At 47.4% G+C, this 19,228-nt stretch carries 9 protein-coding genes; 7 read left to right on the forward strand and 2 right to left on the reverse strand.

The window, feature by feature from the left end:
- Positions 1-26 precede the first annotated feature (26 nt).
- The 7 genes from ACL2XF_RS07880 to ACL2XF_RS07910 all read left to right on the forward strand — a co-directional run bounded on the left by ACL2XF_RS07880 (position 27) and on the right by ACL2XF_RS07910 (position 6,302).
- Positions 27-503: a DUF2502 domain-containing protein gene (locus ACL2XF_RS07880; protein WP_413728391.1), complete on the forward strand. Its 477-nt coding sequence runs from the start codon at positions 27-29 to the stop codon at positions 501-503.
- A gap of 241 nt (positions 504-744) precedes the next feature.
- Positions 745-1,746: a vitamin B12 ABC transporter permease BtuC gene (gene btuC / locus ACL2XF_RS07885; RefSeq protein WP_413728795.1), complete on the forward strand. Its 1,002-nt coding sequence runs from the start codon at positions 745-747 to the stop codon at positions 1,744-1,746.
- Positions 1,747-1,800: 54 nt separating this feature from the next.
- On the forward strand, positions 1,801-2,352 hold the full coding sequence (locus ACL2XF_RS07890; protein ID WP_410014997.1) for a glutathione peroxidase: 552 nt from the start codon (positions 1,801-1,803) through the stop codon (positions 2,350-2,352).
- A gap of 14 nt (positions 2,353-2,366) precedes the next feature.
- A complete protein-coding gene (gene btuD, locus ACL2XF_RS07895; protein WP_413728392.1) occupies positions 2,367-3,173 on the forward strand; it encodes a vitamin B12 ABC transporter ATP-binding protein BtuD in 807 nt (268 codons plus the stop codon).
- A 44-nt stretch (positions 3,174-3,217) separates the two neighbouring features.
- A complete protein-coding gene (locus ACL2XF_RS07900) occupies positions 3,218-3,676 on the forward strand; it encodes a C40 family peptidase (protein WP_410014999.1) in 459 nt (152 codons plus the stop codon).
- 35 nt (positions 3,677-3,711) lie between these two features.
- Positions 3,712-4,728, forward strand: coding sequence for a lipoate--protein ligase A (locus ACL2XF_RS07905; protein ID WP_413728393.1), 1,017 nt, complete (start codon positions 3,712-3,714; stop codon positions 4,726-4,728).
- 122 nt (positions 4,729-4,850) lie between these two features.
- Positions 4,851-6,302, forward strand: a complete 1,452-nt coding sequence (locus tag ACL2XF_RS07910; RefSeq protein WP_413722905.1) for a protein adenylyltransferase SelO — start codon at positions 4,851-4,853, stop codon at positions 6,300-6,302.
- A 51-nt stretch (positions 6,303-6,353) separates the two neighbouring features.
- On the opposite strand, the gene ACL2XF_RS07915 is transcribed toward ACL2XF_RS07910, so the two are convergent.
- Together ACL2XF_RS07915 and ACL2XF_RS07920 are read right to left on the reverse strand one after the other, a co-directional pair.
- On the reverse strand, positions 6,354-12,212 hold the full coding sequence (locus tag ACL2XF_RS07915) for a hypothetical protein (RefSeq protein ID WP_413728394.1): 5,859 nt from the start codon (positions 12,210-12,212) through the stop codon (positions 6,354-6,356).
- A 917-nt stretch (positions 12,213-13,129) separates the two neighbouring features.
- A complete protein-coding gene (locus tag ACL2XF_RS07920; RefSeq protein ID WP_413728395.1) occupies positions 13,130-18,973 on the reverse strand; it encodes a hypothetical protein in 5,844 nt (1,947 codons plus the stop codon).
- Between the last annotated feature and the right edge of the window lie 255 nt (positions 18,974-19,228).

Here is a 19,228-nt window from a genome sequence, read left to right on the forward strand (position 1 = left end):
TGCAAATGGATTCAGGGACACAGAATATGAAACAAAAAGCAGTATTTTTGGCCATGGCTCTTTTGGCAACGCCTTGCGTCATCCCCACGGGCGCCATGGCGGGCATGCTGGTCCATACCTCTGCCCAGGGCGTCTCGGTGCAAATCGGCGCGCGTAACGATCGGGGCTATTACTGGGATGGCTATGACTGGCGTACTCCGACCTGGTGGCGTGGACACAAGGGCAAGTATGTAGGCGAACGCAACACCCGCGGCGAATATTGGGATGGCGGCCGCTGGTCGCCCAAGCCGCCCGCGGGACAAGGTAAAACCGCCAAGGCGCGCCAGCAGCCGGTAGCGCATAAAACAACGTCCCGCAATACCGGCGACGATCATAATACCCACGCCCAGCCCAATGGTGATAACGGCAAGCAGGGACAGGCACAGAGCGGCCATGAGAGCAAAAGTCAGGAAAACCAACACCAGGGAAGCGGCGGTGAACCGATAAAACAGCCGCAACAATAACAACAGAGTTAATATTGACCCTATGGGTCACCTTACCCGGCGCCATCTGATTCCCCACTTATGGCGCCGGTTTTTTTTCTTTCAGTACTTCCCGCCCCGCCGGTAAAACGCCGTTTATCCCGTCGATATCACAACCTTCATTTTCCCGCCATTGGCGCTACCGCTTTGCCGTTAATCCCGGTAGGATAAAAGCCCGTTTTCCGTGCCCAGATAACCTTGTATTACCGGACCTTAAGTGATGATGCCGTCAAACAGTCCACTTTTCAGCGATCTGAAATATCGGCAATCCCGTCGCGATGCCGCGCGCGTCCGCGTTTTGGCGCTGTTTGTGTTTATTGCCCTGCTGGTGAGCCTGTGCGCCGGCGATGTCTGGTACTGGCCGACCCAATGGCTTGACGACACGCCCCGCATGTTCATCTGGCAACTGAGGCTGCCCCGCGCCCTGGCGGTGATGGCCGTCGGCGCGGCGCTGGCGCTGGCCGGCGCCGCGATGCAGAATATTTTTGAAAATCCGCTGGCCGAGCCAGGATTGCTGGGCGTGGCCAACGGCGCAGGCGTAGCGCTTACCCTCGGCGTACTGCTTGGCCGGGGGACGATACCGGTGTGGGGCCTGGGTCTGTGCGCGGTGGCCGGCGCGCTGGCGATTACGATGCTGCTGCTGTGGTTTGCCAGACGCCGCGCCTCCAACGCCCGGCTACTGCTGGTCGGGGTCGCGCTTGGCATTGTTTGCAGCGCCGTGATGACCTGGGCGGTCTATTTCAGTACCAGCCTGGATCTGCGCCAATTATTATATTGGATGATGGGGGGCTTTGGCGGCGTGGACTGGCGCGACAAATGGCTGGTATTGTCCCTGCTGCCCTTTATTCTCTGGCTGTGCCTGCAGGGCCGGGTGATGAACCTGCAGGCCTTGGGCGAACAGCAGGCGATGCAATTGGGCTTACCGGTGTTTGTCTGGCGCAATGTGTTTGTACTGGCCTTCGGCTGGATGGTGGGCATCAGCGTAGCCCTGGCCGGCGTGATTGGCTTTATCGGCCTGGTGGTCCCGCATATCTTGCGTTTATGGGGATTAACCGATCACCGACGGCTGCTTCCCGGCTGCGCCCTGGCCGGCGCGGGCATACTGCTGCTGGCGGATGTGATTGCCCGCATCGCGCTGTATGCCGCGGAACTGCCGATAGGCGTGGTAACCGCCACCCTTGGCTCGCCGATATTTATCTGGCTATTAATCCGGATAAGAGGATAAGCTGGTGTATGGCGTTAAGCTGCTGATTTTAACTGTAACCCGTAGGAGATTCAGATGAGTGATACCCTTTATACCCTGCCGCTGAAGACCATTACCGGGGAAGTTACCACCCTGGAAAATTACCGTGGCTCGGTACTGCTGATTGTCAACGTCGCCTCGAAATGCGGTCTGACCGATCAATACGAAGGACTGGAAGCGCTTTATAAAACCTGGCATGCCCAGGGGCTGGAGGTTTTAGGCTTTCCCTCCAATGAGTTTGCCGGCCAGGAACCCGGCAGCGATGAAGAGATACTGGCCTTTTGTCGCGGGACATTCGGCGTCGAATTTCCCATGTTCAGTAAAATTGAAGTCAACGGCGAGCAGCGCCACCCGCTTTACCGGACGCTGATCGCCGCGAAACCCACGGCGATAAAACCGCAGGGCAGCGCATTTTATGAGCGTCTGGCGGGAAAAGGGCGCGCGCCTAAGCAGCCGCAGGATATTTTATGGAATTTTGAAAAATTCCTGGTAGGGCGCGACGGTACCGTCCTCGAACGCTTTGCCCCGGATATGACGCCTCAGGATCCCATTCTCCTCGATGCCGTCAAACGGGCCCTGGCGCAATAAACGGCGCACCGGCCATGCAGCCGCCGTTATTACTGGATCTGCGGCGCGTATCGGTGCCGCGGCGCCTGGCGAAGATATCGGTCCAAGTACCGCCCGGCAGCCTGATCCATATCATCGGACCTAACGGCGCGGGGAAAAGCACGCTGCTGGCCTGTATCGCCGGCCTGATGGCGTCGGCGGGCGACGTCAGCCTGCTCGGCCGGCCGGTGGGGCAGTGGCATGGCGCCGACCTGGCCCTGCGCCGGGGCTATTTATGCCAGCAGGCGCTGCCCTCCACCGCCATGCCGGTATTCCAGTATCTGATGCTGCATCAGCCGCGCAACGCCGACGAGGCCGCGATTGATCGAACCGTAGGATACCTGGCTGCGGCCTTGTCGCTGGCGGATAAACTCGACCGGCCGTTAAGCCAGCTATCCGGCGGCGAATGGCAACGGGTAAGGCTAGCGGCGGTGTTTCTGCAGATCTGGCCGGACGTGAACCCCCTTGGCCGGCTACTGCTGCTCGACGAACCCGCCGCCAGCCTGGATATCGCCCAGCGCGTGGCCCTGGATGCGCTGCTGGCGGAAGTCGCGGCCGCGGGGCTCGGCGTGCTGATCTGCGCCCATGATCTTAACCATACCCTGCATCATGCCGGCCGGGTGTGGCTTATGTCTTCCGGCGCCCTGGCGGCGCAGGGCAGCGCGGGGCAGGTTATGCGTCCCGAGATCCTTTCGCCGGTGTTCGGCGTGGATTTTACCCTGCTCCAGGCCGGCGAGCGCCCCTGGCTGGTGGCATCGGGCCCGTCTTTACCGTCGCAGCGGATGATTTCGGGCGCTTCTTAATCAGCATGGTCAATATAAAGAGTCATAAGTAGAAAATGAGACGGATGTCCTTTTGGCTGTTGGCAGTAACGTTATTGATTACCGGCTGTAGCCACCATGCGCCCAGTCCCGACCCGCGGCTGGCCAACGCCAGCGTGGTGCAATCCCGTCTCCATGCGCAGCTGCGCCAATGGCACGGCACGCCCTACCGCTATGGCGGTCTGAACCAGGACGGGGTGGACTGCTCCGGTTTTGTCTATCGCACCTTCAGGGACCGGTTTGACATCATATTACCGCGCTCCACAGAGGCGCAGACTAAAGTCGGCACGCGCATCTCCCGTGACGATCTATTGCCGGGGGATCTGGTGTTTTTCAAAACGGGCAGCGGCGCCAACGGACTGCATGTGGGTATCTATGATACCGACGATCTGTTTATCCATGCCTCGACCAGCCGCGGCGTCATACGCTCATCGCTGGACAATGTTTACTGGCGCAAAGCCTATTGGCAGGCGCGGCGTATTTAACCGGCTGATTTAACGTCGTCACGACGGGAGAAAGTATGTCATCCCTGCGGCTATTTTTGTCCGATTCCTACGATCCCTGGTTTAACCTGGCGGTGGAAGAGTGTATTTTCCGCCAGATGCCGGCCACCCAACGCGTGCTGTTTTTATGGCGCAATGCGGATACGGTGGTGATTGGCCGCGCGCAGAATCCCTGGAAAGAATGCAATACCCGGCGCATGGCGCAGGACCATATCAAACTGGCCCGGCGTAGCAGCGGAGGCGGCGCGGTATTTCACGATCTGGGTAATACGTGCTTCACTTTTATGGCCGGCAAGCCGGGCTATGATAAATCCATTTCCACCCAAATTATCCTCAATGGCCTGCGCGATATGGGCATCGCGGCGACCGCGTCGGGGCGTAACGACCTGGTGTTGGGCACCTCCGACGGCGAGCGTAAAATCTCCGGCTCCGCCTATCGCGAAACGGCTGATCGGGGATTTCACCACGGCACTCTGCTGCTCAACGCCGATCTGGATCGACTGGCGCTATACCTTAATCCCGATGTGAAAAAATTACAGGCAAAGGGCATTTCCTCGGTGCGCGCCAGAGTGGCCAATCTTGTCGAGGTGCTGCCCGCTATCGAGCATCACCAGTTATGCCGCTACCTGAGCGACGCGTTCAGCCAATGGTATGGCGAACCGGTGATGCCCGAAATCATTTCGCCGGACAAGGTGCCGGACCTGCCCGGGTTTGCCGCGCAATTTGCCAAACAAAGCAGTTGGGAATGGAATTTTGGCCAGGCGCCGGCCTTCAGCCATACGCTGGATGCGCGTTTTGCCTGGGGCGGGGTGGAATTGCATATGGACATGGAACACGGCGTGATAACCCGCTGCCAACTCTTTACCGACAGTTTGAATCCCAGTCCCCTGGAGGCATTGGCCAGGGCATTGCCCGGCGTAACCTATCGTCCCGCCGATATGGCATTGGCTTGCCGGCGGATAATGGCCGATTTTGCGCAGGACCGCGACGCGCTGGAAGACGTCAGCGCGTGGTTGAGCGACGCCGTGCGCTAAAAGGAATTTTTCCCGGCGGCATGGCCGGCCATGGCTCATGCGGCGGCAAGCGGTGACGGGGAGACCGGTGGTCGCACTACAGGTATGTCGCCGGACGTTCTACACTTGAGTAAGGAGGCACCATGGCACAGACCCCGATATTCAAGAATAGCTATTTCCACCAGTTGCCCGGTTTTTATACCGCTCTTGCGCCCACGCCGCTGCGCGGCGCGCGATTGCTTTACCATAGCGCGGCATTGGCCGGCGAGCTGGCTCTTGCCGATGAACTGTTCGACGAGCGGCATGCGGCGATATGGTCCGGCGAACAGCTGCTGCCCGGCATGCAGCCGCTGGCGCAGGTTTACAGTGGCCATCAGTTCGGCGCCTGGGCGGGCCAACTGGGCGACGGGCGCGGCATACTGCTCGGCGAACAGCAACTGGCGGACGGAAGGTCGATGGACTGGCATCTGAAAGGCGCCGGCCTCACGCCCTATTCGCGCATGGGGGACGGCCGCGCGGTGCTGCGTTCCGTGGTACGCGAGTTTCTGGCGTCCGAAGCGCTGCATTATCTTGGCATCGGCACGACGCGGGCACTGACCATCGTCACCAGCGACGAGCCGGTATGGCGCGAAAAAGCGGAGCCGGGCGCCATGCTGCTGCGGGTGGCGCCAAGCCATGTGCGCTTTGGGCATTTCGAGCATTTCTACTACCGGCGCGAACCCGATAAGGTACGCCAGTTGGCGGATTATGTTATCGGCCGCCACTGGCCGCAATGGCTGGGCCTGGAAGATCGCTACCGTTTATGGCTGACGGATGTGGTGGAAAGGACGGCGCGCATGATTGCCCAGTGGCAGGCGGTGGGATTTGCCCATGGCGTGATGAATACCGACAACATGTCGATTTTGGGCATTACCATAGATTATGGCCCCTTTGGTTTTCTTGATGCGTACCAGCCGGATTATATCTGCAACCATACCGACCATCAGGGCCGCTATGCGTTTGACAACCAGCCGGCGGTGGGTTTATGGAATTTGCATCGACTGGCGCAGGCGTTATCCGGCCTGATGCCGGTCGACTCTCTTGAGCGGGCGCTGGCTTGCTATGAACCGGCGCTGATGGACGCTTATGGCGAGGAGATGCGCGCCAAACTGGGCTTTACCACGCGCGATCGACAAGATAATGATATTCTCACCGGCCTGCTTGGACTCATGGCGCGTGAAGGCAGCGACTACACGCAGGTGTTTCGCTTGTTAAGTGAAAGCGAGGCTCGCAATCCGCGCTCGCCGCTACGCGATGAAATGAAAGACCTGGCGGGTTTTGACAGCTGGTATCAGTCTTACCGCCGCCGGCTACTGCAGGAAGACGTCGATAACGATCGGCGCAGGCAGGCCATGCTGGCTAAAAACCCCAACATCATCCTGCGCAACTATCTGGCCCAGCAGGCTATCGACGGCGCTGAACAAAACGACACCGCTTTTTTAGCCAGGCTTCACCAGGCCCTGCGCCGTCCGTTTGATGGCGATGCGGCGTTTAACGACCTGGCCGCGCCGCCGCCGGAGTGGGGCAGGCATTTGGAGATATCCTGTTCAAGTTGAGATGATTGCCTGCGCGCGCGCCCTTTATCCGTCATCCGTCCGGTTATGCCATCAGTGCCGATCGCCCGGACAGATTTCATTCGCAAACCAATCGGACAGATAACGGTATTCGTCCAGCGAGAGTATGACATCCAGAAAAGCCTGCTCGACAATAAAGCGCTCCTCCTCGCCGGTTAAGTGATATTCGGCGATAATGGCATCCAGTATATGTAAGGACTGCGGACTAAGGGATTGTATATGAAGGGGAATATCCGCGTTGGGCGGGGCATAGCCATATAATTGCTGCAAAATATCCAGATAGATTAACGGCATTTGACCAGCATTTGGGGCTGATGCCGGGATAGGGCCCGTCGCCGTGGTGTTATTTGGCGCCGCCGCACGATTGCGCTTGTTGCGCTGGACTAAAATTCTTTTATGCATATTCAGTACGAAGCTTATCAAATCATGCAACCGGCGATGTATCCTCTGGCTTTGGCTGAAGCTTCCATCCTCGGAACCATGAGAGGAATCGACGCTGCCGCGGGCCGGGCTCATATGCTGCTTACCCGGTCGAAACCAGGTAAACCATTCAGGCCTGCGCTGGCGGATATCGTCGCTGATTTTATACGGGTAAGCCTTAATAGGCAGACCTAGCTCATTGGCAAGGATTTGCCCCGTCGAATAGCGGCGGCCATAGCCGCTGTAACAGGAAAAAAGTTCAATGCTTTCCAAATCCTGAAACCTGAATTTGGCATTATCCAGATACGGGAGCCCGCGGACAATGTCTGAAAACTCAATGGCATCCATGTTATTCACATTAAAGGGCGCGCCATGCAGTTTTATCCTTAAGCGCGTCTTGGCATCACTGATCAGGTCGATATGACAATCTTTTCCCAACAGGATTTTTTCGCGCGAAACCTGCTGCTCCCTGTAGCCTCTTTGCTGGCCGCCACTCAGATAAATAGGCACTTTTTCACGAGGAAGTTCATCCATTAATGTGGGGATCTCAATCTTCGAGCCAAAGGCCTTGCCCGCCATGACGAAGAGGTTTTTGCCGTTGTGGCGCAGCGTCAGCAGCCCTTGCCCGAACGTGCCCATTTGTTCGGCGATAACGATGGAAACCCTTGCCGGCAGGTCGGGATCAAAAAAGTGATTTTCTACGCCGATAAATCGACCGTGGCCCTGACAAAGCAATAGATGCTCAAGTAAATTGGCCGTGCTGTAGAGCGCCAAAAGGTTGCCTTCGTTAATTTTGAGCATGTTCTCTATGGATGTTATCCTGAATTTGTCGGAAAGAATGGCGTGGCTATTAAAATTATCTATTTTTGCCTGGTTTATCATTCGGGTCAGTTTTATTGCGCTTTCATTATCCAATTTTTTGGTTTTGTATAAAACATGCAGGGGGAATTCTTCTTTAAACGTATAGGTATAAGTTGAATGGCGTAATGCCCGTGCGGCCAGACGAAAATCGGATGATTGCATATAACCGGTTGAATATTTTAGTTTGCCAGGAGCATTATTGCTTCTGATAATCAAAGGAAAATACCATGCTGGTTCTTTAAGCAAGAAACCGTTTTTAAGAATACTGGACGGCGACGTAGCCTCCCGGTATGTCAGATAATTAACATCCTCTAATGAGTCGATATCTTTATATTTAATGAGTTCGAATTCTAATGGCGATTTGTCATACATGCTCAACCATTCATTTTCGGTGAAAACATCCATGGTATCCAGTAAAATGAATGAACCACGCATTTCTTTAAGATCAATAATAAATTTATAATTTTCAATATCAAGTGTTAATGCAAAATAGGTTTCAGGTACTGTTGAATGCTTGTTTTTCCAGCCGCAAATAGCACGGAAACGCATAATCCCTTCCTGTTTTTCAGTCAAGGCCCGTATAGCGGAAACCAAAAATTCTTCATCCTGGCTATAACCGTTAAACTTTAAAGCATCAATAATCTCCTGGCGAAAGAAAAAGCTGCGATGAAATCTGCCAATAAAATTTTCATGCTGTATGTTTTGATTAATGATATCACGCACATAATCATTTTTATAAAGATAAAATCGTATCACGCGCTTATAGAAATCTATGGTGCTGTTATCGATATCCGGTTTTTTTGACAAGGTGGGCGCAGCTTCACATTGTATTATCTCAATATGATTGCGGTTTTTTTTTGCTACTTCATAAAAATCGTAGGAGGCAATGAAATGACTGGAACGACTACCGACACTGGCTATCCAATTGCCGGTGCTGCTGCGTACTACCGGCACAGCAAAATCTTTTTCATTAGTCATTTTTTTATTGATAATCCTCCATCCTCCATAATGTTTATCCCAGAAAACCTTGAAATAGTCATTATCATTTACAACATAATATAATTTGTTTTGCGTGATTTTATCAACCAAAACACCCGTTGATTTTATTTCCAGTAGACGGGCATCAATATCTGTTTTCCATGCCTGCCGCAAATTTTTCTTGCGCCGTGATTCTGCTCTGATAGCTTCGTTGACGATTGAAACAATTTCGGTGATTTTATTTTTAATGTTCAAGGTAAGAAAAAACAGTAAGCTGCCGTAAGGCTGTAGCGGAAAAAGGAAAGAAGCAAATTCCTTAACCGACGCCGCGGCGAGTTTTTTTCCCACTTCAGGTGCGGATAGCACTAATTCATTAAGAATAAATCGTTGTAGCATCTCTCGCGGTGTATTGTTTTTTATGGCTTTGTATAATGCATGTTTTAATGTGTTTTCAGAGATTTTTTTAAATTGCCCCCCCATAAATACAATCGTGGTGATGAGATCAAATAGATCGAACATGATTTCATTGAATTTTATTTCATGCTCTTTATCATACCAGTGTTTGCAAAGCGTATCGAAAAAAGGAATAAACGAGGCTATATATTCAGGCCAACTATGGTTACGCAGCGTTTCTTTCAATCGATCGGCAATGGTAAGCAGTGTCGCATGAGACAAATAATCAATATTGTTAATCAGCGGCGTATCAAGACTTACCGGCGGTGACGAGTCAATCGGTTGTGAAATATAGGGTTTGATCAATGATATGATATCGCTACTATTGACTGCAACCAGCGTAAAGGGCGCCGCATGCATACCCATGGGCTCGTCTTCCGGAGGAGAAAGCACCAGGTCGATCATGGTGGTAAGATCGCCGCTGTTAGCGTCGATATTAGGAAACAGTCCCGCCAGGAAATCAGCCCCGCACCCCAGCGGCTCTGGGCGCCCCGATTGCTTATTCGCGTTATAGCCGCGCCAGTAAGCAATCATCTGTTGCACAAAAGGCTGGTTATCAAATTTATCAATGTCATGGATAAAGACATAACCGCTAAGGGTTGATAAAAGAAAAAGCTTGCCGCTTTGTAATCGCAAAAGTGAGAGGTAGCCAATATTTTTATGGGGGAAATAAACATAATTAAACGGGGATAGGCTGTTAGAAACATAGTTTCGCGAGAGAACTTCAAAGCAAAATATTTCTTTTGGCGGGTATATGGCGTCGACATAATCGATTGCGGACAAGTTAATCGCCGCCAGGCTGCTTTTACGGGCTTCATGACCGGCGTAAAAATGCTTATAATCATAAAATTGTTTATAATAATCTTCTAAAGAATCTTTTTTATCTGAAGGTGACAATTGATAAATGCTTAAATGGCCCACTTGTTCGCGCGTTTTATACTCAATGAAAAAATGCTGTTGTTCGCTGACAAAACTTCTTAGAATATACAATGCTTGTAATGAAGACAATAGGTCTTCATCAAAATTGTTTTTTGTGCTTAGATACCAAAATACGGAGGCTTTCATCATAAGTTCAACATCACCTTCCAAAACCCGTCGCTGATATGACAAAAGCATCTGATAATCTGTATGGTGGCCTTGCGTTTTTTTAGTTTCGGTTCTCATCGCCTCAATTTTTGCCGCAGCAATATATTGTTCAGCATTATCCGCCACAAGGGTTATATTTTTGCCCCTAAAATAATCAATGATGTTTATAAATATTCTTTGCAAATTCTTGAAGTAAGCAAGTAATATAAGCGTTGACTTATATGCATGTGAGTTTATTTTTAAGTCGTTATACCATTTCTGCTCTGTGTGGAATTTTTCTTGCTCTTGGTAATTTGCAATCAGTATTTCCGATAAAATAGCATATGCCTGGTCCCAGGGTGCAATGTTTTTTTCTTGCCAGGATGCCTCGTCTTCAGGTTGAACTTCATTCAGCCGAGATAACTCTACCATTTTAAGAATAAAATTTAGATGGGTATGCTTATTATGCCTAAAATGGATGTAATTTTCCGCCTCATTTATAAAGAGTCTTTCCATATCCGCAATATCAATTATAGTTTCATCAGCGACGAAAGGGTATCCAAGATTGGTCATTTCTCCTGGCAATAAAAAGTTATTAGTATGAACGCTTATTTCATTAAAACGAGTATACTCAAATATATAATAAAACCTTAATTTCAGCAGGCTCTCGGTTAAGGCTTTTTTATTGTTATCAATCAGTGCGGTGTAAATATCCTGATTGGTCGTGTAAGTGACCCGTTCCAAAGTGGTATGGTCGGCTTGGAAAAGCTGTGCGGTATATTCATCATGAGCTATTTTCATGACTTTGAGCGTGTTGTATATTTCGACATGAAAGGCATGATCATAAAATGAGGTATTTTTTATTTTTAATATCTGTTCATTTACGACTGAGGCGAAATCCCTGTTTTTCAGCAAAGCTACAGTATGACTAATGATATCGATATTGATATCTTCATAAGCCTCGACAAGCTTTCCTTCTATATCCGGAATATAGTCGTGCAGAGTTTTATAATCAGCCATATGCTGTTTGATCAGGCGATGACCGTCGGTGTCTGTTGCGCTTAAACCCAGCAACGACGTCAAGAGTTTTTCGGTTAACGTTTTAAGGATCAGTACGTGCAGTACATACGCTTTGTCTTTAAAATAAAGCCCATAATAAAATATATCTTCAGCCTTGGCGGCGATAAGCTTGTCTAACTCTATTAACGTCTCGCGATTGCCGTTGGCAAGGTTAACGCCCGTCGCCTGCAATTCCCGCCCCAGCTCATGTAACACCGCCCGGCCGGCGGGGTTGGCGGGTGTAAGGTTGAATTCCTGGTCATCAATGAAAAAGCGGCCAAGCTCAGGCGAGCCATCAGTGCGCGCACCGAGCGGATGGGGCATCACGGCGTCTGTTGGAAGCGCCGGAGCCGGCTTGACTTCTAATGGGCGTGGGCTATCGCCCGCGGGGGCCGGATGCGCTGATATCTCGGCAGCGGCTGAATAAAGGGTTTGGCGCCCTGCGGGCTCATGGAGCTGCAGGCCGCTCGTCTGGGGGAATATCAGCGGATCCCGCGCGTTGGCGAACCAGTTTAAAGCCGTATCCAGCCAAGCCGGGCGCGCCAGGATATACCCCGTGTTATATCCCTGAGCCAGGTGCGCCAGCAATTGGCCCAGCGCCGAGGTGACAGTGAGGGGCGCCTGCAGCAGATCTTCAATATAATAATTATTTTCGTGGACCACAACCAACCGGCTGTCCAAATATCCCGCTAGAATAGCCCGGCCGCTAGGCAAAGTAATATGCCTGACGGGGAGATTAATTGTTGTATCCATTAGCGTGATATTAATATAACGAACGCCGCCGGCCGTGAGTAAGCAGTCTTTGTTGCGAATCAATTCATTTGCACATTGATATAAATAATTAATTCTATCATCTGAGCCCGGCGTGGACCGCTGTTTGTCGCCGGCAATACCCGTCTGGTTTCCTTGATGGCGAATATCTGGCTCTTTTGGGTGATTAATATTTCTAGCTTTAATGATAACTTTTGAAAATGAATGCAAACTATTTATTGGTTTCAAATAAAAAGATGACGCCGATGGGGCATTGGATGTGCCGTAATTGATTAAATTAACCATATATTTCCTTAAGTTGTGCTTATGCTCACGAGGTTGAGGGCGAAATGAGTACGGGCCAGATAACGTCAATGATAAATGGTGTACGACCTATTTCCGGTTGGTATTATTGGTTATGCAAGGAGTTAGTGACCTACCATAATATAAACGAGTAGCTTAATTAAGCTTTAATAAGATTTTGTTTAATTGATTGAGAGGTTAAGTCGGGGAGACGCGGTGATAATCCGCCATAAAAAAGCCGCAGGGAAGGGCAACCTTTGATGCCGGCCCATAAAGGCTGGCTTAACTTGCTTTTTGCCGTCGGCTGCGCAAATCAACCGCACCGGCCAGCCGCTCAGGTGGCTGTTCACTGTCAGCCCAGGTAGCCACCGCGTATGATGATATGGCCGCTACGGTTACCCGTCGTTTGGTAAATAGTCTTTCGCCTATGCTTATCCATGCATCGGACAGCTATGACGACATATGCAATGTCAACTGGCATAAAGCCGATAGGCGGGCGCGGCGTATTTAGCCTGTTGATTTGACGTCGTCGCCAGTAAAAAAATGCCGCCAGTCTTTCGACACTTGAACGTCTTAGCGCCGTGGCACAGACACCGGTATTACAGGGTTCTTCTTTCTCCATGGCAGCCCCCCGCTGCGTAGGGCGCGGGTTTCAGGCGTTTGAGACGCTGCATTTATTGGGTAGCGGCACGACATGGGCGTGACCTCTTAAAATCGCCACCTTATCCTGCGCCACTCTCTGGCCCAGCAAATAATCAGCTGGGCCGAACAAAACAACGCCACATTTGGCCGGGCCACACCAGACTCCGCGCCGTCCGTTTGACGACGGACCGGCGTTTAACGACTTTCCCGCGCCGCCGCCTGACTGAGCCCGGCATTGAGTGATTCTGTGCTTGAGCTAAGACAGTGTGCTCGTGCGCTTAGTCTTGAAGAGAGGTAGTATTGAATTGATTGGATAAATATTTATACTCATCAATTGATAGGATAATATCCATAAAGGCTTGTTCGATAATGAAAACCTCGTTGCCGGCGACAATAGTATAATCCGCGATAATTTCTTTAAGCAATTTAAGAGAATCGGGACGCAATATTATATCCCCTATAATAAGAGGGTGGTGAGGGTTAGGTGGGTAGAATAACCGCAATATGTCGATGTAAATAAAAGGAACGTGTTGGGACACACCATGAAAGGGACTGTCTGTAATGTTTTGCCCGCGTTGTATGAATTCCAATCGGCGAATAACGTCGCGCATGGCATACAAAATTTCGTGCATTGCGCGCTGCATATTTTGCACTTTGATATATTCCTGGTGGTGAGTCCAATGCGGCAGTTCGCTGGGAGTGCCCTTCGTGCTCATACTAACTTCTTCGGGATAATAGTCATGAAACCATTCAGGCCTTCTTAACCTTACAGTATCACTGATATAAGGTGGTACAGTATAAACTCTAATCCCCAGTTCATTAGCCAGGGCCTGCGCGGTAGAATAGCGGCTTCCATAGCCACTGAAGCAGGATGTCAACTCGATGCTGTTAATACTACGCAAATCAAATTTCTCACCATCTAAATATTTCAGTCCTTTAAGGATGTCGGAAAACTCGACAACGTCCATATGATTAACCATAAAAGGTGTGCCACGCAATTTTATAGATAAACGCGGCGTGGCTCCGTTAATGCGGGATATATGGCAATCTTTACCCAACAGTACCTGTTCCCGGGGAATATGTTGTTCCCGATATTTTTTTATGCGACCATCGATAAAATATTCAGGGATTTTCTCTCTGGGAACATCGTCCAGCATTACCGGGGCATCGTCTTTCGCGCCGAACGCATCACCGGCGAATACTGTAAAAGTTTGTTCCACATGATGAGGTTTTAACAGACCATGGATGAAGGTACCCATCTGCTCGGCGATAATTAACGTGGCTCTTGCCTGGGGTGCAAAACCAAAAAAATCATTGCCCAAACCTATGAAACGTCCATTACCCAAACATAGCAATAAATGCTCAAGCTGATCGAGATAATTAAAAACAGCAATCAGTTTACCTTTATTGATTTTTAATAAGGCGGAGGTAGAGGGTATTATTTGCTGATTACTTAAAATGGCTAGACTCATCACCCTGTTGGATTTGGCCTGGGTGATTAAATTTAATAATCTTGCGGCGCCCGCATTATCAATTATTGCAGATTTTAGTAACACATATAAAATAAATTCTTCATTAAAATTATAACTTTCGAAATGATTTCGCAATACTCTTGCTACTAAATGAATTTCAGGATTAATAATGGTTTCTTGAAAAACATTGAGGTTCTTTAAACTGGTATTTGTTTTTATAGTTAATGATCTATACCAAGAGGGCTCTTTTAGTAAAAACCCATTTTTTATATAAGTGTGCGGTGCTGTCGCCTCACGATAATTAAAATATTTGGCATCACCAATAAATTCAAAATCTTTAAATTTTATCAGTTCAAAGGGAGACGGTGAGTTATTCATCATCATGACCCATTCGTTTTCTGTGAAAACATCTCTTGTGTCATTGAAGCCAAAAATAGAACGGATTTCATTTAAATCAAGGATGTATTTCATCTCTCCTATCTTAATGGCCAAGGCGAAATATGTTTCTGCCATCATGTCGTTCTTGCTGCGCCAGCCGCATACTGCTCGGAATTGCACTTTGCTATCATCAATGCCACTTAACGTTTTTATCACAAGTTCGCTTGATTTTATATCATAAGTAAATCCATTGAATTCTTGTAAAGCCAGTATTTCTTGCTTGATGGAAAAAAAATGAAAAGAGTGATCCAGAAAAACATTAATGTCTATCTCGGCGCCAATTATCCTTTGTGAGTAATAATGCCTTTGTAGATAAAAATGTAATATTTTTTTATGGAAATCAATTAAATAATTATCTGAAATGTTTTGATAACTACTTGTTTTTATAGGCTCCATGAAGATTATTTTATTATCAAATTTCTTGTGATTCATTGGACTTATGCTGAAGGATGAAAATTTCAAGTCCACTAATTGCCCCGCGCTCGCAACCCAGTTGCCAGAATGGGTGCGGGCAACGGGAATAGCAAAGTTTTTATAATTGGGGCCATGTGAATTGATGATTCTCCATTCACCGTTATATTTATCCCAAAATACCGGGAAGTAGTCATTATTATTGATGACGTAAAATAATTCAGCCGATGTTGAATTTGTTGTGGCAACTCCTGTGTTTAATGTTTCTAATATCTTATCACTTACATTTGCTCTCCAAGGTTGGCGGAGTTTTTTTTTAAACGCACTATCGGATTTTAAGGCGCGATTAGCGATCGCTATTGAATCTAGAATGTTAACTTGTATATTATCTACAAAGACCGATAAAGCCTTACCTGAAGGATGGATAACGTTAAAGTAAGAAAAAAATTCATTTAGAGCGGTTTTGGTAAACTTTATCCCTATTTCCGGGGATGCGTTGATTAACTCGTTGATGACAAATTTTTTAAAAAGATCATGCCGTATTTTCTGCTCGATGGCCTTATGTAAGGCATGTTTTAATGTGTTTTCAGATATTTTTTTAAACTGCCCGGCAAAAGAAGCTAATGTCAACATTAGATCATAAATATCAAAAATAACGTCTTCAAATTTTATTTCATGCTCTTCATCATGCCAGTGACGGCAAAGCGTGGTGAAAAATGGGATAAAAGCGGCAATGTATTCCAACCAAGTGGCTTCATATAACTTTTCTTTCAACTCATCAGCAATGGATATCAATGTTGCCTGATTCATATAGTCAAAATTTGTTAGTAAAGAGTGGTTGATGCTTAAGGGGTGGAATGTATTCTGTTGCTGAGGTGTATAAGGTGTGATGATTAAATTTATATCATTATCTTTTACGGCAACCAACCCATATGCCGGCGCGGCGATGTCGATTGATTCCTCCTCGGGAGGACGCAGCAGTATTTCAACCATGGACGTTAGTCTATTACTATTGGCGTCGATTTTGGGGAATAGCGACGCTAGTGTCGTTTCATTAATAGGAAACTGAGGCCGATTGCGTAACGAAAAAATAGTATCGCAATTAGCCCAATATGATTTCATTTGAAGGATAATGTCGGTTTTTTCCGGTGTGTCGATATCGGCGATGAATGGGAAACCATTCAATGTGGATAATAATACCTGCCGGTTGCTATGTAATGTTGCAATGGATAGATAGCCAAGATTTTCCGCAGGGAGATATACCGTTGTAAAGGGGGATAAATGGTTAGTGACGTAATTGCGGGAAAATATCTTGAAGCAGATAATGTCTTTTGGTGGATAAATAACATCTAAATAATTCAAAGTTGAGTTATTTAAGGCAATCATGGTGAGTTTTTGTGCTTCAGAAAAAGAATCATGAATTTTGTAGTATCTGAATTGATTATAATATCCATCAGCCGAATCTATCTGTGATGAAGGTTTGAGCTGGAAAACACTGGTGAAAGGTTGTTGCTGCCGAATGTGATGCTCATGTGAGATTTTCTGTTGAGCCGAGATAAAGTGTTTGAGTATATAGAGTACATTGATAGCGCTTAAAAAACCATCATCGATATTATTTTGTTGTGACATATACCAGGCAACCGCGGCCTTGGTTAGAACTTCTAAGTGACCGTTTGATTCGAGATTATTATATTCCAGTATTAAGCTATAATCATCTTTTTCTTGCGTTTCCTTTAGGGATATATTGCGTGCCGCTTCAATTTTTGCAGCTGCGATACGTTGTTCCTGAGTTGTTGCAACTATATGTCTTTTGTTGCTTCGAAAATTAACCACTTCATTAATAAATAGCTTTTGCAAATTAATTAAATATGTCATCATAATGAATAGCGTTTTGTCATTGTGAAGCCTGCTGACGAAGTCATTATACCAAAAAATATTCTCAAGGAATTTTTCTTTTTCAAATTGGTTAGCTTCGATAATATTTGATAATATTTCCTGTGCACGATAAAAATAGCTTATGTTATTTTCCATCCAGTTGCCTTTATCGTTTGTGTTTATTTCATCTAGGCGGGAAATTTCGATTAAATCCAAAGCTTGATCGAAATGCAGGTGCGACGTTTTGTGTTGATAAATGAAACTTATTAGTTCCTCGGCAAATAATTTATTCATCCCCTCTTTGTCGAATTCAATTTCATCTTCAACAAAAATATGCCACAGGTTTGATATTTCTCCCGGTACGATAAAATTTGATGTAAATATACTGATGCCATTGGAACGTGTATATTCGAAGATATAAAGGAATTTTAGCTTTATTAAACTGTTTGTCAAATGTTCAGCGTTGCCGCTAATCAACGCACTGTAAATATCTTGGGAATTAATGTACAAAGCTTTTTCCAATGAAGGGAAATCGTCCAGTGTCATTTGGTGTCGGTATTCATCAAGGGCCTGAGTGAATAATATGAAATAATGCAGCAATCTTTTGTAATAAACACGCATCTCAAATGTAGATTGCTTAATATTATCGATTATTTCCTTTTTGGCTGTGGGGAAGTCTTTATTTCTTATGTGCGACACCAACTCTTTGATGATTTTAGTATCAACACGCCGAGTGGCATCCAGCACTCTTTGTTCTAAATCAGTAATGTAATCGCCAATTCTTATTTGATCTTCAGAATATTTGGCGATGTCATCGGCAGTGGGTGAGCCTTTTAACGCCAATATGTTCATGGTGGAAATAATGTTTTCGGAAATCATCTTGAAAATAATAATATTAAGCGAGTTGTTTTTTTCTTTAAGATATAAACCCTGATGAAACATAATCGCCATTTCGCGGCCGATATACGCGTCAAATTCAAGTAGCATGGTCAGGGGCTTGGCCACCTGCGCTGCGTTTTGCTGAAAAAAATAATGTATAAGGCTTTGCAACTGAGCCTCGGCTTCCAGATTCGCGGGTGCAATTTTGAACTCATGGCTATCGATAATAAATATTAACTGACTGGGAATAACGGCGGTCTTCACGGCCTTATCGGTCCCAGATGAAGAAGACAAGGCCTGCTTGACCGGCGGTGATAAGATGGTGGTCTCAATGTCTTTTTCCTCGCGTGAAATCGTGTCTGCCGGGCCTAACTGCGCCGAAAAATCAGCCTGCGCGGCGTAAATAACATTACCGGAAGTGAAATTGGTAGGGACTAACGGCTTGCCGTCGGCCTGTGGGAAAATTAACGGGTCGCCCATGCTGCCAAGCCAGTTAAACGCTTTATGCATCCAGCCGGGCCGGTCCTTTGCGTTCGACCAACCGCTTGCGTAGGTAAGGTGAGCAAGCAAATTGGCAAAAGTTGCTTTCCAGGTTAATGGTGTGTGCCAGGAGTGTTCGATATGATAATTGCGGCCGTCCGATACAATTAATCTTTCCTCAACATACCCAGCATAAATTGACCTGCCGCTGGGCAATGAGATGTTTTTTGCGGGTATGGATTTTTTGTTCCCCATTAATTCAATTGCGATATATTTTGTATTGCCGGGGCGCAATAAACAATCCAGGTTATTTCGGAGTTCATTGACGCAACAAAATAAATAGTCGATATTTTTCTCATGGTTCTTTTCTACTTGTGCATCACCATCTCGGGCAGTGCTGTGTCCATTTATTTCAGTTTTATTGATTTTATCTTCTAAGTAAATATTTTTGACATTCATAACCGCTTCGGTATAAGGATGTCTTGAACTATGTGTCATCAATTTTTGATCGATGCACCGCATATTGCCATGAGAGTTAATATCTATTGCGTTTGTCATGTTAGGCATGAATTCTTCCTTATTCATTATGATTGACAATGATTAATGGGGTTATTATGCGGGCAAGATTATGGTCGTGATCGGTGAATGATATATCGTGCGGGTGCAATGATGTTAATATTTGCCAGCATGGGTTTATCATATCACTGCGCGGGTGAATCAAAACTTAATACTTTGTGGCGGTTTAACAAAAAATGAGATTTTATTGCCGTCGTTTTTTGTGGGGATTATTATCTAAAAAGCCGCCTTCAGGCGGCCTTGGCG

Origin of the sequence: Sodalis sp. RH19 (genome assembly GCF_047324215.1) — a bacterium.
Taxonomy (GTDB): Bacteria; Pseudomonadota; Gammaproteobacteria; order Enterobacterales; family Enterobacteriaceae; genus Acerihabitans.